Raw genomic sequence first — 14,589 nt, 5'->3', positions numbered from 1 at the left:
GGCAAGTACGTCGAGTACGGCTGGTAGGGCTGCCGGCTTGAGCTTCGGGCCGGTCGTGAGTGACCGTGGTTGACCCCTCGTCACCCTGGTTGACAGCCCGCCGACGGCCCGGCGGTCAGAGATGCATGCCCTGGGGGTGCTGGTCGTGACGGCCGGACAGCAGGATCTCTCGCAGGCTGCTTCTGAGCAGTTCGACGCCGCCCTCGTCGATCTGGAGATCGATCCGGACGACGGGCTCCACGTTCAGTTCCTTCGCGGCCTCCGCGGTGAAGTGGAAGGTCAGGCGACCGGAGTCGATCCCACAGTGAGTCACGCCGCCGTAGGTGGTGCCTGTCTGGTCCTCGCGGACGATGCAGTACGTGTCCATGCCGAGCCCTGTCTCCTGCTCGTCAGGTTCCTCGGCGGACATCATGAAGATCAAGGCGTTCCCGGTGCCGTCCTCGTGTTCGGCCATCCCGAAAACGATCGTCTCCTCGTCCTCGTCGCGGCCGACGGTTCGCGCGACCATGGTTCCCAGCGAAGGCCAGGCCGAGCCGGGTTCGCTGTCTGCCGGTGAGGTGAGAGTGGAGTCGCCCTCAGGCAGGGGCACACCGTCGGGCCAGGCGGCGCGCATCCACGACGGGGTGAGGTCCGGCCTGCGCGGGAACATGGCCAGCTCCTCCGCATAGGCCCAGGCGGGCACCTCGACGGCTTGGGCAAAAGGCAGCTCCATCCCGAAGGCGGGCGGCATCATGTCGGTGTAGTCCCGGGAGAAAGGCGACTCCATGCTGAAGGTCCGCATCATGGCGTCGTACGACTTCCCGCGCAGGCTGTAGCCGAGCCGGCAGACGAACCACGTCCCCTCACCCGGCTTGTACTCGGCCACTTTCAGCCGATGGAAAAGGTCACCGAGGTCCTCGCCATCTCGAATTTGCCGGGAATCGTCCGCCATCCGATAGGTGATCGCGGTTATGCCGAAGGTGCCGAGCTGGCAGCGAAGGACGTCGACCTCCTGCCATCCGTCCGGGGCGCCATCCCGCACGGTTCGCCCGATTTCGAGGCAGAGTTCGTGCGTGAGGTCGGATGACATACTCACCGCGCCTTTTCCGTTGGACGAACGAGAAACAGGAGTTCATCGGGCGTCTTTCGGCCGTTCCCACTATCATGATCATTTCATGCATATCGCGCGAGAGCATGACCTCAAGGACAGTTTCGAGGATCCTGACCCATTCGCTCGAAAGTGTCCAGAGAGATCACGACGTCGATCTCTTGTTCCTCCTTCTCATCCCATTCCTGTATCAGCACCTGGCCCGGGCCGATCTTGGCGGCATCGTCGAGCTCGAACGTCACGTGTCGTAGCGAACTGGTGTTGTCGTTGGTGAAGCCGTACGCCTTGTAGGTGATCGCCGGCTCCAGAGAGGGAGGTTTGGGCGTGATCACCCAGCCACCGGCGGGGGTGTCGAGTCGAAACGAGGCGCTCTGTCCGTTCAAGGTGGGTGCTTGGTATACCGCGTCGTCGATGTACGCATCGTCGGGGTTGCCTGTCGGGCTCCTTCGGGGAGTGACACGCTCGTGGTAGAGCTTCACTCCGTCCGGTGCAGGCCCACACCAGGCCAGTACGGCGATGAGGTGACCTGACTCGTCCACACTGATACCGACATTGCCGTTGGCAGCGACTGTGCAGCCAGTGAGACAGGCCAGGAGCGTTCCCACGAGTACTATGCACATCCAGTTGCGCATGCTCCGACCGTATGCTGCGAAGGATCTCGCGAGGGGCCACGGGTTGGAGTTGTGATCACACCGCCCTGTGGTCGTAATCTGCGGCACCGGGTGCACCGAAGATCTGCAGGGCGAATGGGCTCACGCATGAGGTTTTGCGGTGCGCCCCCTCATCGAGGGCACCCTCCACGGAGGCCGGGGTACCGCTTGGCACACGGTCGCGACGCTCCTCATCGAGCATGGTGTGAACATCCGGGCCGTTCAGGAGGTTCTGGATCACCCGAGGGTGACCACGACCGAGAGGTACGCGCATGTGTCCACACCGTTGATGCGCGATGCCGGGGAACGGGGCCGGCCTCCGTGCTCCGGGGAAAGTCCTGAACGTTGCGACCAGGACTGCGACCACAGCACCTTTGGAGATCAAAAAGGCCCTCTCCCCGTGTCTCGGGAGAGGGCCTCTGAAGTGCGGAGGCTCGGGGATTTGAACCCCGGATGGGCGGTAAACCCAAACCGCATTAGCAGCTCTGATCTTGCCCGTCCCGATCAGTTCCACCTGGACCAACGGGCGTAGCCGGTCCCTCTGGAACGGGGTTGAACGGGGCTGGATTGCAACTAGAACTGCAACTGGGAACCGGCTGTCATGGGCAGGCTGATCACGGTGACGCGCGCGGTCCCGATGGGGGCTCGGATCTCGTGCATGGTGATTACATCGCCTGGCTTGAGGTGCCGCCAGTGCTCGAAGGTCAAGGGAAGCAGTCTCACCGACCCGCACCCGCCCGGCTCCAACGGACCACGACCTTCGACCCAGAGTCGGGCGATGCCGAGCAGGGGTTCGTCCTTGGGTGTGCGAAGGCCGACGTCCCACATGGGCCGGAGCACTCCGCGAAGAGGTAGAGGGCTCATGCGGCTTCCGTCTTCAATGCTCGTGAGGCAGAGCTCGGCACAAACGGCACCGTTGCGGGCCTCACTACATCGCCATCCGTACCACTCGGCGTCCCCTTGAAACCACATCAAGCGGGCCGCCTCTGCCAACAGGCTCCAGAACTCAGAGCTGAGGATGCGCGTCGCCGAACTCTTCGAGAAGGAGGAGGGCCGTCTCCCATTCGTCATGTTCTAGGTACTCCAGCACCTCGGCCACACTGATGCCGGCTTCCTCGGTCCGGACGTCGACGGGACAGAGTCGGGCAGCTTTCAAAAGCGGGGAATCCTGGAAGTCCATGCCCCTCAGGCGCGATCATCTCCTGCGGGTCTCATCTGTACACTCACCTTGATTTAAGGAAAACCAAAGGACCTTGACACGACGCCTCTACCCATTTAAGAAAGTCAACCCATCGCTCTTCCCATAATCGGGTGAGCTTAATGAGCTCATCATAACTATAGCTCCGGCCAATTTCGTCGGGCGTTGTTCGTCCGTGAGCGATGGCGTTTCGCTGGTCAACAATAGTATTAATTCTTGGCCAAACTTCCCTCAAGATTGGTCCGGGGTCACCGAGGTCGAACACTTCGCAAAACAGTTTCACTTGCGAAGATTTCATGAAACTACCATCATTTGGAAAGAGGTTCATATTTAAGCTGGCTGCAGGCCTATCATTAAGCGCCTTGATTAACTCTAGACCAGCGCTTCTCCAAATCCGACTCTTGCCACCATCCGCTAACCCAGAAAGCTCATTATGGGCAAGGAATAATTGCAGGCCAGGCTTTAGCCTTCTTCCTCGCGCCCGCGACTTAGCTGCGGATTCAAGGAGAGTCCTACATAGAGCTGTGAGCAAATTCTCGTAGGCGGCAAATAGGAGCACAATAGCTAAACCACGAGCTTCTCTGGAGACATCTCCGGCAGGCACTGGCTTCAACTTTGTAGCATCAACAAGTCGACGTGCGACTTCTACGCGCTCACGTAACGCCTTCTCTAGGGGATCACAGTCGATCTTAGCGGCCAAGGAACTTATCCCTGCAATATTCTATTCTGCCTCTTACACGAGAACGAGTATTGGTCGCGCCTGATATATATTGCTTCAGTTCATCTCCTAGAACCCAGGTCAAGTCCCTCGGGAGAGATAACCTTGGATTTTCTTTGAAGGCAAGGGCCGCTCCAACGGCTACACCTTCATAGAGGTTAACAGGGGTTGTTCCTTTGCGGCTTTTGATACCTTCGGGAAAACACCGCTCTAGATAATCGAAGGTTTTCTCGAAAATCTTCGTACGTTTTTCGACTTGCGGAGAGTCACGCGCAGTGATGGTGAACTCGTCCAGAAACTCCTTCACTGCGTGCTCGAACTGCATATACCGCTCTAGATAAGCAAAGAACCTCAAAACATATTCTTGAGGAGTGCCGTCATTTTTACTTGACACCGGCAGACGCACTACGGCCTCGAATGAAGGCCGCTCCGAAAGCGTATCGATTAAGTCGATAAAGTCGCCCCGGAAGACGCACTCGCGAACCTCTTGGTGGGTTAGCTTAATTCCGCCTGTATTTATTCTTTCAAAAAGATCAAAGCGAACCCTAATTTCACTCTTGTCATTCAAGACGATTACCTTAAGTGGGCGATCCTCGAATAGCCCTCGTAGGTCGCCCGGCAGGTCAGAGAATGAAAATTGGTGAAAGGAATTTAGCTTTTCAAGCTTTTCAAGCTTAAGCGGTGAACCCTTTAGTCCGATTCTGGTGCGCGCATTGTCATTTCCTGCGAAATTTACCAAAGTCGTGACACGCTGCAGGCCATCGACGACTTCCCAATTACTGGAAGTACCAATAATCTGGTTTGTCGCCATGAATAATGGGGGGATTGGGATTCCCAGAAAAATTGACTCTACGAGCTTTGATTGACGTTCGCCGTCCCAGCGAAATTTTCGCTGATACGCAGGGGCGACATCTACTCGACCTCTTTCGACCCGTCGCAACAGTTCATCGACAGTTACATCATACGTATCGAAATCGACTTGCCGGCGCTGAATGTCTAGCTCATTGCGTTGTTCTTGCGGTGTCACGTTCAAATTAAGTGTCCCTGCAGATGTTGAACATTAATTGTTAGACAATGAGCGAGACGCTCCTAGCGAACACCCCACTCTCTGGCTCCGCGAGGTCTTTGGGTACGGGGCCAAGTGGGCACTCAGGAAGACTCTAATTGCTTGAATCGCCCCCTTACAAGAGCTGGCTCACATTTACCCTCGGCGAAATGGTCAAAGTCCCCAATTGGGGACTTTCTTCGCAATGGGTTTCCTAGTTCACACAGGATGCGAAAAGGTACAAAAGTTACACAAACCAAGAAGGCTGCAATGAAAGGGAATCCGAGAAGCGATATCAGCCCTTAACGAGCTTCATGACCGTCTCGTGCACCTTGCCTTTTTCATAAGCTCTCGCTGCTGTGTTAACTTGGGTGAGAGTTCGACTAACCTCAGTTTGATCCCATTTAGAGAAGTGCCAGCCTCGAAGTTCAGCCTCTTCAACGCAAATTTCCGCTAAACGGATCGGGATATCTTTATAGTAAGAATCTTGAACTACGAGCTTCATCACGGCATTACTCTTTGCTACACGCGTGATTTCGTCGAGACTTGCGACTAGATCATCTAGATACTGACGTGTTTGCTTCAGATAATAGCCCGAAGAAGCTTTGCTTTGATGCGAGGAAACATCTTGTAGAAGCTGACTCGCAATCGATCCATACGGGCTGTCCGAAAGGTCTCTCTGAGGTCGAATAAGTGTGGTTCCCATTAGGGAAGAGCGAAGTGTGCGATCGCGAGACACATTAATTCCAAGAACAGCGAGCTCTCGTGAGTACGCTACCGCGTAGTCGATGCGCGTCAGATAAGGTGGAGAGGTGAGAATCAAATCTACAGTCTGATCGGCAAGCGGAAGACAAGTCGATGACCCAGTAATAATAGAAGTAGGAACATCTGCATAGACTTCGCTAGTCAGTCTTGTGGAGATAAAGAACTGATCCTCTACGATTAGTTTGTCAAGCTCTTTCCTGTCTAAGTCCACTAGGGCATCGTCACCGGATGCCCGCCGTACCCAAGTAGGATTGCTACCTTCGAAACTATCAGTAAGGCGGCGAACGACCCTGAAGAGGGAAACATAGCCGATTGCTGCTCGACTTCTAGGCAATGCGCGTAGGGATCGAGTCCAGTCTCTTAGCCTTTTGGTAGTCGCGAGACTAAACCAATGCAGGAGTGGATCATCGTCCGTAAACGGGGTAGATTTCCTGTATTTTGGAGGTTCGCATCTTTCGGCGCCATTGCCAACTTGGACCCGAAGCTGTGCAACGACGTTAGCTATGGGGTTTAGATCTAAGCCGATGGATCGAATGCCATTTGAGCGAGCAGCAAGAGTAGTAGTGCCGCTGCCGTTCCATGGATCCAAAACAACCGGAGCGTCTGTCTTGTTGGCCTGAAGCTGAGTTTGTGCCCAGTCAAAAGAAAATCCTGCATAATACGGGAAGACATCAGCCAGCCCTGCAGTATCGCTCTGTGGACGCTTCGGCGTGAGCTTGCGCGCACGAGCTGGGACGGCCCGATCTACGGCGAACAAGTCCACCTGGTCACCGACGTCAGCAGGACTGCTCACCACGCTCTCCGCTCTCTGACCTGGTCTGCTAATGGCAGAGCTCACGATAGCTTAATCGCCGATGATCATGAATATCAAGCCTGTCTAGAGCTCCGACCTGCTTAACGGCGCTCAGTCTCCTTCCCCGGTGAGCCAGGGTGAGGGACGAACCCTGGATCTTCGATCGCCCCCGACCACAGCAGACCTCAGCCAAGATGAGGCGATCGTCGGGCTGCATCGAGGCGGCGCGACCAAACGCCAGTGGGGGGATAGGGACGGCGCGGCACGCGTGCGGCGACGGCCCGGAGTCCTGCTCGCGCGTCGGGACCGGCCCCAAGGCCGCATGCCCGGCGTGCGCCGCAGGCGCAGGGCCGGGCGACGGCGCGCAGCGCCGCCGCCTCTTGATACCTATGAGAACAATTCGGCAGTGTGTTGGCATGATCGAAAAAACTTCGGATTGCATCGAGGTCCGCGTGACTGCGAGCAGTCGTGATGAGGCTGATCGGATTTGTTCGGCAGTGGTGGAGCGTCGGCTGGCTGCGGGGGCTCAGGTCGTCGCGCCGATCGAGTCGACCTACTGGTGGGCTGGGCAGATTCAGCGCTCTGGTGAGTGGTTGTTGCTGATGACGACGACCGCTGGGCGGTTCGAGGATCTGGCGCGGTGTGTGCAGGAGCTGCACTCTTATGAGGTGCCGCAGATCATCGCCAGCGCACTCGTGGCGGGGACGGCTGACTACTTGGAGTGGATCAGGCGGGAGACGGCCCCTGGTTCCGGCGGGTAGCGGCGATGTCGCCGAGCAGCTCGCGGACGGCGTGGTCGGTGTGGGGTGCCAGGGTCTTCTCTACGGTGGTGAGGTGTTCGATGCCCCAGGTGGATTCGCTGCGCTGGGCGGATTCCAGGGCGCGGCGGGCGTAGGTGATTCCTTCGGCAATGTCGCCGATCTGGAGTTGGGCTTGGGCGATGTCGGCGTAGACGATCGCGGCCTTCTTGTGGTCGCTCTCCTGGGCGACGGCGGACAGGGCGGTCTGGCCGGCTTCGATGACGTGGTGCTCATCGCCGAGTCGTACGTAGGTGGAGAGCTGGAAGGCGGCCATGCGGCCGGGGTCGAGGAAGCGGGTCCAGGCGCGTTCGCGGTGCGGGCGGGCTCGGCCGTATGCCTCTTGGGCCTGGTGCATGACCTCGATGGCGCGGCGGTCACCGAGGGCGGCGAGTTCTTCGGCTTCGCGGCTGAGGAGCCAGGCGCGGGTGGCGTCGTCTCCCTGGGCGGGGAGGAACTGCTGGGCGTGGCGTATGGCGTCGTAGGCGGCGCGGCCTTCGACGGCGTAGGACTTGTAGGCGTGGGTGCACGCCTGGATGATCTGGTGCCCGCTCTCCTTGGCGGCCAGGGCCGAGACGCGTTCGAACGAGGCGGACTGTCCAGGCTGCTTGAGGTCCCAGGCGATCCAGGAGGCGAGGGTGGCGGCTTCGCCGGCTGTGGCGGCCAGGCGTCGGCGGTAGCGGTCAGAGGGGCCGCTTTGGAGCAGGGTGCTGAGTTCGTTGATGTGGGTGGTGAGCCCTTGGTAGATGGCGCGGGCCGGAAGCACGTACTCCAGGCGGTGAAAGCCGATGGTGCGCGCTTCGAGGCGCTCGATGGTGTCGTCATCGAGGGCTTGGGGTCCGGTGAGGGCGCGAGAAAGTCGCTCCCAGGGGTCGCTGATGGTGGCCGCGGCTTCGGCGGTCATTCCGGCGGCGAGCAGGAGCATTGTTCGACGGTCCACGTGTGAGTCCAGCCTTCCCACGATCCAGGCCAGCGTTGGAAGGTCGACGTCCCAGGGGTCATCGAGGTGGCGCGGGCCGGTGGCTACAACGCTTTCCACGCTAGGCAGGGAGCTTGTTGGCCTTCCATCCCGAGACGGGATGACTGCGGCGGGATGGGTGGTGGTGTCGATCACGCGTGGTGGCGTGGTGCGGGGGGCGAGTCCCAGGGCCATGCGGGCGGGGTTGGGCATGTCCAGGCCGTCGGCGACGCGTTCGAAGACGTCGAAGGCGGTGACCTTGACGGTTCCCTTCATGATCTCGCTGATCTTGCCTTGGCTGAGGTTCACGGCGGTGCCGATGCGGGTTTGGCTGACTCCGGCGTATTGGCGAATGAGCCGAAATACCTGGCCGATATTGCGGTTTTGGAGGGCCGTTAGCATTTCGGGGCGCTGCCACAGTTCCGGCAGGATAACGACTGGTTTAGTCGCATCTGCTGGCATAGGTGGCGCCTCCTTTGCGGCTGCGGCTTCCGGATATCCCACGCTTGCCGCTGGGAGTTATCCCGTCAAGGGATATCGGCTATTCGGGGTAAGGATTCCGGCTCGGGATGGGTTGGGTAACCGCAGGTGACGAACCTTGATCCATGATTTCCGAGGGTGAGTCGACGGGTGAGGGTTGCGGGACTTGCTGTGGTCGTGGCTGGCGGTGGATTCGCCGGGGCCGTGCCGATGTCGAATGCCGCATTGACGGCCAGGCGGTAAAGCCGGTCCGGATCAAGTGCTTCGACTGCCTGGGCTCTGGCGAGGTGGCGGCCTGATGAGCGGCAACGAGATTCCGGCCATCAGTCGGCAGAAAGCGATCACGCCGGTACGGGCCGCGCGGCGGTTGCACGACGAGTTGGCCGCGTTGAACATCGCCTCCGATGTTCACGACGGGTACGGGCTGGCATTGGTGTCGGTCTGGTTCGGGCTGGTGGTGTGGACCGATGGCCAGGTGTTCCGGTGGTGGGCCGGGCAGGAGGCAGGCCGGGCTCGTCGTCGGCGCTACGCCTTCTGTCCGGCGAATGATCCGGTGACGGCCGCGCGCCGGGTGGCGAGTCGTTGCATTGAGCTTCGCGAGCGGGGACCGGCCCCGGTTCCCGGCCCGACGAGTTGCGCTCCGCAGTGATCGAACTGACGGGCTGTCTGAGTCCGCATGTGACCACCCCGCAGCGTGGTCACACGCGGCTGGTCTGGCTGAGCCCTGACAGGGGGACGGCGCGCCTGCGGGTGATCAGCTGGACCTGCCGGTGCCGGGCCACGTTGTATGAGCTGTGCCAGGCCGGAGGACAGGGGTTCATCCGCCGCACGCTCCAGCTGGACGGCAGTCCGGAAGTTCACGAGACCTATCGATGGCCGATCCGGCAGGCCAGCGATATATGGAGGGCGTTGCTCTCCGGGGAGGCCCGATAGGCGGACGCGGCGGCACGGCTGGCCTTGGTTGGTCGTGTCGTCGCGTCACGGGGTGAGAACTTCCTGTCGGTCGAAGGCTTCGCATCACTGACATGCGCTGATAGCCTGCTTGGCTAGACAAGCATGTTGATTGTGAGGCTCTAATGTCGTTTGAGTACACGCCTCCCAAGTACGCGCAGTTGATCGCCGAGCTTGAACGGCGCATCGACTCCGGCGAGTATCCGGCGGGCTCGCTGCTGCCCAGTGAACACACGCTCATGGCGGAGTTCGGCATGGCACGGCCCACGGTGGTCAAGGCTCTCGGCGTTCTGCGCGATCAGGGATGGATCGTCACCCAACAGGGCAAGGGCCGTTTCGTGCGCGGTCGCCCGGCGATCTCCAAAGACCAGAAGGCGCGCACGGGCCGCGAACTTCTCGACCGGACAGAGACCCAGGCCGCGAGCAAGCTGCTGACGGCCGGACCGGTGGAGGCTCCCAACCGCATCGCCGCCTATCTCGGCCTGGAACAGAAATCCGCGGTCGTGCTGCGCAGGCTCCTGGTAGAGCGCGACGGCGAACCTACCGAGATCTCCGCCACCTGGGTACCGGCCAGTGTCGCCGACTGGACGGCGCTGGCGGAGTCAGCTGATCTGCGCCAGGGCATCCGGCGGTATGTGGAGAGTGCGGCCGGCGTCTCGCTGGATCACATCATCGAGCACATCACCGCGCGCAACCCCACGGCCGAGGAACGCAAACTCCTGGGAGTGAAGCCCTCGGCGGCGCTGCTGGCCGTGTACGCGGTCGCCTGCGATGCGACCGGTAAGCCGTGGGTGGTGGTGGAGACCGTGCTTCCCGGTGATCTTCACGAGCTGGAAGACGCCTACCCGATCCGGTAATCCAACTTTCCTCACGAAGCCCGCTTGGTGCACTTGACTAACCAAGCGGGCTTCGTGCTTAATGTAGAGGCAACTTGGTCAGTCAAGCAGTCTGGCCAGTCAAGAAGAGGAGTTGTTGCTTTATGGCCCTTCAGGGACCCATCCCCGTCAGCTTTCACCAGGTCTTCCCGCACGGCTGCTACGTCGTCGGTGAGGTCGAGCAGGTCAAGGACTTCGACGCCTCGTCCAAGGGGCGCACGGTCTACGCCAAGGACAAGACCACCGGAGAACTGGTCTGGCAGGTCGCGGTGATGGACGCCGATCCGACCGTGAAGGCCGGACAGAAGACGGTGGCGGTCAAGATCCTGTCGCCGGTTCAGCCGGTCGTCCCGGCGGCGCTGCCGGGGGTGCCGTTCGTGCCGGTGGAGTTCGACGGCATGACCGCCACCGCCTACGTCGGCCAGAACACCGGCCGTCTGGCCTGGTCGATTCGCGCAACCGCGATGCGTCCTCCCCGTTCGGCTGCGCCTGCGGCCAAGGCTGCGGCGGCCGGTAAGGACGTGGCGGCATGAGGGAGTACCTGCCCTACACCCGCGCCGTGGTGACGCTCGACGAGGACGGCACCCGGCTCGACACCTCGTTTCGCACTCCGTACCTGTCGGTCAGAGCGCTGGGTGGCGACAACGGGCGGCCGTTCCTGTCCCTGTCCTCCCGTGAGGCCCAGGTGGTCATCTCCACCACCGGCGGCGGACCGGTCACCGAACGGGACGTGATCCTCGCCCGGCAGATCGCCGAAGCAGCCGCGCGCTACCTGGCCGACTGCGAGCGCCTGCACACCGAACAGTCCACCAACCCCCACCAGGTCGTCGACGAGTCCGAGCAGGGCAAGGCGGCCTGACACGCAAGCGGGGCCGCTGGAACTGGCATTCCGGCGGCCCCTCGTCTCCCCAGACAGCGAATCAAGAGAGGACTCCAGCCTAATGTTCAAAAAACTGCCCGGTGACGAGACACGAACCCTCGTCACCACCACCCCCGACACCGCCGTCGTCTTCCGCCCGGCCGTGGTCACGACCCCGGCCATCCTCACCATCACCATCTTCCTGGGGCGACTGCTGGCCGGAATGCTCCGGCTCATCTGGCGTCACCCGATCGCCGTCGCCGTCCTCGCCGCTCCCGTCGTGCTCGTCGCCTTGTACGGCTGGCGCGTCGCCCTGGTCGCCGTCGCCGTTCCGCTCTCGATCCTCGCGCCGTGGCCGTTCTTCGATCGGGCCTCGTTCAACCGGTGGATGGGCTGGCGGCTGCTGGCCTTCTGGCGGCTGGTGTGGGTGTATCGGCGTCACTGGCAACCGGTGATGATCGTCTCCGGTCTCGGCCGGAACCTGCGGGGCCGCGACTACCTTCCCCGCATCATCCGCGTCACCTGTACCTCGTGGGCCGATCTGGTCACGGTGAAAATGATCAGCGGACAGTCGGTCAAGGACTGGACCGACCGCCTCGACCACCTCGCCCACGGCTTCGGCGCCACCTCCTGCCGCGTCACCGTCGCCCGATCGGGCCGGTTGCTGCTGGCCTTCCCCCGGCGTGACCCGCTGGCCACCCCGTTACCCGCGCTCCCGATTCCCGAGGTGGCTTCGGTCGGGCCGGTCGAGATCGGCCGGTGTGAGGACGGCACCCCGTGGCGGCTCAACGTGCACGGCACGCATGTCCTGGTGGCCGGTGCTACCGGAGCGGGCAAGGGCTCGATCATCTGGTCCACCATCCGGGGATTGCTGCCTGCGGTGCGGGCGGGCCTGGTCCAGGTCTGGGCGCTGGATCCCAAGCGCATGGAACTGTCTTTCGGACGTGACCTGTTCGGCACCCGCTACGCGGCGAACCCTGCCGACTGCGCCGATCTGCTGGAAGCGGCAGTGCAGGTCATGCAGGAGCGGGCCGATCGGTTCGCCGGGCTCCAGCGCAACCACACCCCCACCGTCGATGACCCGTTCGTCCTGGTGGTGGTCGACGAGGTGGCGTTTCTGACCGCTTACCAGTCCGACAAGGGTCTCAAGCTGCGCATCTCGGCTGCGTTGGCGACGCTGACGACGCAGGGCCGGGCGGTCGGGTTCGGCGTGATGGCGGCTCTTCAGGATCCGCGCAAGGAGGTCATGAACGTCCGCAACCTGTTCCCCGACAAGATCGCGTTGCGGCTGGATGAGTCCGAGCAGGTGGACATGGTGCTCGGCGATGGCGCTCGGGATCGGGGCGCGCTGGCCGATCACATCTCCCCGGTTCCCGAGCAGGGGGCGGGCATCGGCTACGTCCGCTTGGAGTCCTCGCCCGATCCGATCCGTGCCCGTGCCGGCTACGTCTCCGACGCCGATATTCGCGCCATGGTCGCCGACTTCGCCGGGGAGGCACCCCAGTGAAGATCATCATTCAGGGCAGCCTCGCCGAGATCGACGCGATCCCCTTCCGCCTCCTCGGCTCCCTGTCCGACTCCCCGGCGCGCTTTGAGCTGGTGCTCTCAGACCTGGTGAACATCCGGCTGCGCCGCGACCCCTACAGCGACGCCTACCGCTTCACCGCCGACGTGCTCGACCGACTCGACCGAGAGGAGAAGGAACAGTGACCGACACCCCCGCTTCCCCCGCCTCCTCCTCGCCGGACGGCGCTGATCGCACCCTTCCCCGCCTAGTGCGCGACACCCTGCCCTTCGCCCTCGACGTGGCAATCGAGGTGGCCAAGCTCAACGGCGTCTGCATCCGCCCCCTCGAACTGCGGCGCCTGGACACCCACACCGGCACCGTCGAGTCGTTCAACATCCCCTGCGGGACCACGCAGGAAGCCAAATGCCCGCCGTGCGCGCAACGCAACAAGCAGCTGCGTAAGGCTCAGTGCCGCGAGGGCTGGCACCTGGAGGCCGAACCCATCGCCGAACCGCACCCCTCCACCGACGACCAGCGGTGGCTGATCGAATTCCGGGCCGACGTCCAGGCCAAACGGGACGAGGCCGAGAGAGACGGGGACGACACCCTCGACTGGGACGAGGCCATCGCGGGCATCGACGCGGAGATCAACGCCGCCGGGATGCGCGGCAACGTCCTGGGCGGCCGGTCGACTCCCAAGCGCTCCCGTTCCACGAGGCGTCGCCAGGATGCGCCGGACCTGCCCAAGCGGGCCAAGCAGAACACCACCCTCGGGCGAACGTTCATCGCCTCCGACGGCAAGGTCTACCGGCCGTCCATGTTCATCACCCTGACGCTTCCCTCCTACGGACGCATCCACAACGGCGTCCCGGTCAACCCGGCCACCTACGACTACGCTCGCGCGGCTCGCGACGCGTTGCACTTCTCCAAGCTGGTGGATCGGTTCGTGCAGAACCTTCGCCGGGTGGCGGGCTATGACGTGCAGTACTTCGCCACCGTGGAGCCTCAAAAGCGGCTCGCTCCCCATCTGCACATGGCGATCCGCGGCACCATGCCCCGTGCGGAGGTCAAAGCGATCGCCGCCGCGACCTACCACCAGGTGTGGTGGCCGTCCGTCGATGAAGTCCGCTTCGACGGCGACCGCCTGCCGGTCTGGAGCGAGCGGGCCGAACGCGCTGAGCCCTACCCCGACAGCCAGGCCGGCGACTACCTCGACCCGGCCACCGGGGAACTCCTGCCCACCTGGGACGAGGCCCTCGACCAGCTCGGCACCGACGAGGCGGCCGACCCCTTGCACGTGGTCCGCTTCGGTGCCCAAGCCGATGTTCAGGGCGTGCTGGCCGGGTCGCCGGATGCCGACCAGTGCCTCATCTACCTGTCCAAGTACCTGACCAAGAACCTCGGCGACCCCCTCGACCCCAAAGACACCGACAACCAGGCCCGTCGCGACCACGTCACCCGCATGGTCGAAGCACTGCGCTACGAACCGTGCTCCCCGGCGTGCGCGAACTGGCTGCGCTACGGCGTGCAACCCAAGGGCGCCAAAGCGGGCATGGTGCCGGGCCGCTGCCGAGGCAAGGCCCACAAGACCGAACACCTCGGCTACGCCGGACGGCGCGTCCTGGTCTCGCGTAAGTGGTCGAACAAGACCCTGCGCGAACACAAGCAGGATCGGCGGGCCTGGGTGCTCGACATGCTCGGCCTTCCCGACGAGACCGTGACCGACCCGCACCGCTACGTCTGGCGACCGGTCTCCTCCAAAGATCCCAACCGCACCCCGCTGGCCAAACGACTGCTGCGCGAGGTCGCCAACCGCCAGCGCACCCGCGCACGCCTGATCGAACTCCAAGCCAGAGCAGACGGACGACCAATCGAAGATCTTTCGATAATCGGAGAGGCGGCCTGA

At 62.3% G+C, this 14,589-nt stretch carries 19 protein-coding genes; 10 read left to right on the top strand and 9 right to left on the bottom strand.

From position 1 onward, the window contains the following. Positions 1-115: 115 nt before the first annotated feature. Complete coding sequence (locus ABT352_RS03305) at positions 116-865, bottom strand: Imm10 family immunity protein (RefSeq protein ID WP_350942115.1); 750 nt, start codon at positions 863-865, stop codon at positions 116-118. Positions 866-874: 9 nt separating this feature from the next. Here ABT352_RS03305 and ABT352_RS03300 point away from each other — a divergent pair, with 9 nt between their 5' ends. Continuing rightward, positions 875-1,066 carry a hypothetical protein gene (locus tag ABT352_RS03300; RefSeq protein WP_350942113.1) on the top strand — a complete coding sequence of 64 codons (192 nt, stop codon included), beginning with the start codon at positions 875-877 and terminating at the stop codon, positions 1,064-1,066. Between the two features lie 113 nt (positions 1,067-1,179). Here ABT352_RS03300 and ABT352_RS03295 read toward each other — a convergent pair whose 3' ends face one another. Beyond that, positions 1,180-1,719, bottom strand: a complete 540-nt coding sequence (locus ABT352_RS03295) for a hypothetical protein (protein WP_350942112.1) — start codon at positions 1,717-1,719, stop codon at positions 1,180-1,182. A 139-nt stretch (positions 1,720-1,858) separates the two neighbouring features. On the opposite strand from ABT352_RS03295, the gene ABT352_RS03290 reads away from it, so the two are divergent. Beyond that, on the top strand, positions 1,859-2,269 hold the full coding sequence (locus ABT352_RS03290; protein WP_350942110.1) for a tyrosine-type recombinase/integrase: 411 nt from the start codon (positions 1,859-1,861) through the stop codon (positions 2,267-2,269). 41 nt (positions 2,270-2,310) lie between these two features. Here ABT352_RS03290 and ABT352_RS03285 read toward each other — a convergent pair whose 3' ends face one another. The 5 genes from ABT352_RS03285 to ABT352_RS03265 all read right to left on the bottom strand — a co-directional run bounded on the left by ABT352_RS03285 (position 2,311) and on the right by ABT352_RS03265 (position 6,256). After that, positions 2,311-2,601, bottom strand: coding sequence for a hypothetical protein (locus ABT352_RS03285; RefSeq protein WP_350942109.1), 291 nt, complete (start codon positions 2,599-2,601; stop codon positions 2,311-2,313). Positions 2,602-2,743: 142 nt separating this feature from the next. Continuing rightward, positions 2,744-2,917, bottom strand: coding sequence for a hypothetical protein (locus ABT352_RS03280; protein ID WP_350942107.1), 174 nt, complete (start codon positions 2,915-2,917; stop codon positions 2,744-2,746). A 43-nt stretch (positions 2,918-2,960) separates the two neighbouring features. Next, positions 2,961-3,635, bottom strand: coding sequence for a HEPN domain-containing protein (locus ABT352_RS03275; RefSeq protein WP_350942106.1), 675 nt, complete (start codon positions 3,633-3,635; stop codon positions 2,961-2,963). Next, positions 3,625-4,680 (bottom strand): GmrSD restriction endonuclease domain-containing protein, encoded by a 1,056-nt coding sequence (locus tag ABT352_RS03270; protein WP_350942105.1) that lies wholly within the window; start codon positions 4,678-4,680, stop codon positions 3,625-3,627. The genes ABT352_RS03275 and ABT352_RS03270 overlap by 11 nt, the downstream gene beginning before the upstream one ends. A 313-nt stretch (positions 4,681-4,993) precedes the next feature. Further along, the gene (locus tag ABT352_RS03265) at positions 4,994-6,256 is read right to left on the bottom strand and encodes a class I SAM-dependent methyltransferase (RefSeq protein WP_350942104.1); all 1,263 of its coding nucleotides are present in this window, start codon (positions 6,254-6,256) and stop codon (positions 4,994-4,996) included. Between the two features lie 416 nt (positions 6,257-6,672). Here ABT352_RS03265 and cutA point away from each other — a divergent pair, with 416 nt between their 5' ends. Then, complete coding sequence (gene cutA / locus ABT352_RS03260) at positions 6,673-7,017, top strand: divalent-cation tolerance protein CutA (RefSeq protein ID WP_350942103.1); 345 nt, start codon at positions 6,673-6,675, stop codon at positions 7,015-7,017. Here the strand turns inward: cutA and ABT352_RS03255 are convergent. Further along, on the bottom strand, positions 6,983-8,413 hold the full coding sequence (locus ABT352_RS03255) for a helix-turn-helix domain-containing protein (RefSeq protein ID WP_350943530.1): 1,431 nt from the start codon (positions 8,411-8,413) through the stop codon (positions 6,983-6,985). The genes cutA and ABT352_RS03255 overlap by 35 nt on opposite strands. 376 nt (positions 8,414-8,789) lie before the next feature. Here ABT352_RS03255 and ABT352_RS03250 point away from each other — a divergent pair, with 376 nt between their 5' ends. Then, positions 8,790-9,140, top strand: a complete 351-nt coding sequence (locus tag ABT352_RS03250; protein ID WP_350942102.1) for a hypothetical protein — start codon at positions 8,790-8,792, stop codon at positions 9,138-9,140. A 49-nt stretch (positions 9,141-9,189) separates the two neighbouring features. Here the strand turns inward: ABT352_RS03250 and ABT352_RS03245 are convergent, their stop codons facing one another. Continuing rightward, entirely contained in the window at positions 9,190-9,312 is a 123-nt protein-coding gene (locus ABT352_RS03245) for a hypothetical protein (RefSeq protein ID WP_350942101.1), read from the bottom strand. Between the two features lie 255 nt (positions 9,313-9,567). Between ABT352_RS03245 and ABT352_RS03240 the strand changes: the two genes are divergently transcribed. From ABT352_RS03240 to ABT352_RS03215, 6 genes are all read left to right on the top strand, one after another. Then, positions 9,568-10,299 (top strand): GntR family transcriptional regulator, encoded by a 732-nt coding sequence (locus tag ABT352_RS03240; RefSeq protein WP_350942100.1) that lies wholly within the window; start codon positions 9,568-9,570, stop codon positions 10,297-10,299. A gap of 122 nt (positions 10,300-10,421) precedes the next feature. Next, positions 10,422-10,850, top strand: a complete 429-nt coding sequence (locus ABT352_RS03235; RefSeq protein ID WP_350942099.1) for a plasmid replication, integration and excision activator — start codon at positions 10,422-10,424, stop codon at positions 10,848-10,850. Further along, entirely contained in the window at positions 10,847-11,176 is a 330-nt protein-coding gene (locus ABT352_RS03230) for a hypothetical protein (RefSeq protein WP_350942098.1), read from the top strand. Before ABT352_RS03235 ends, ABT352_RS03230 begins: the two co-directional genes overlap by 4 nt. Before the next feature lie 82 nt (positions 11,177-11,258). Next, the gene (locus ABT352_RS03225) at positions 11,259-12,683 is read left to right on the top strand and encodes an FtsK/SpoIIIE domain-containing protein (RefSeq protein WP_350942097.1); all 1,425 of its coding nucleotides are present in this window, start codon (positions 11,259-11,261) and stop codon (positions 12,681-12,683) included. Then, positions 12,680-12,886, top strand: a complete 207-nt coding sequence (locus ABT352_RS03220; RefSeq protein ID WP_350942096.1) for a hypothetical protein — start codon at positions 12,680-12,682, stop codon at positions 12,884-12,886. The genes ABT352_RS03225 and ABT352_RS03220 overlap by 4 nt, the downstream gene beginning before the upstream one ends. Then, on the top strand, positions 12,883-14,589 hold the full coding sequence (locus tag ABT352_RS03215; RefSeq protein ID WP_350942095.1) for a replication initiator: 1,707 nt from the start codon (positions 12,883-12,885) through the stop codon (positions 14,587-14,589). Before ABT352_RS03220 ends, ABT352_RS03215 begins: the two co-directional genes overlap by 4 nt.

Origin of the sequence: Streptosporangium sp. NPDC000563, assembly GCF_040299985.1 — a bacterium.
Taxonomy (GTDB): Bacteria; Actinomycetota; Actinomycetes; order Streptosporangiales; family Streptosporangiaceae; genus Streptosporangium.
The sequence above is the reverse complement of the archived record's forward strand: the minus strand, read 5'-3'. Positions and strand labels throughout refer to the sequence as shown.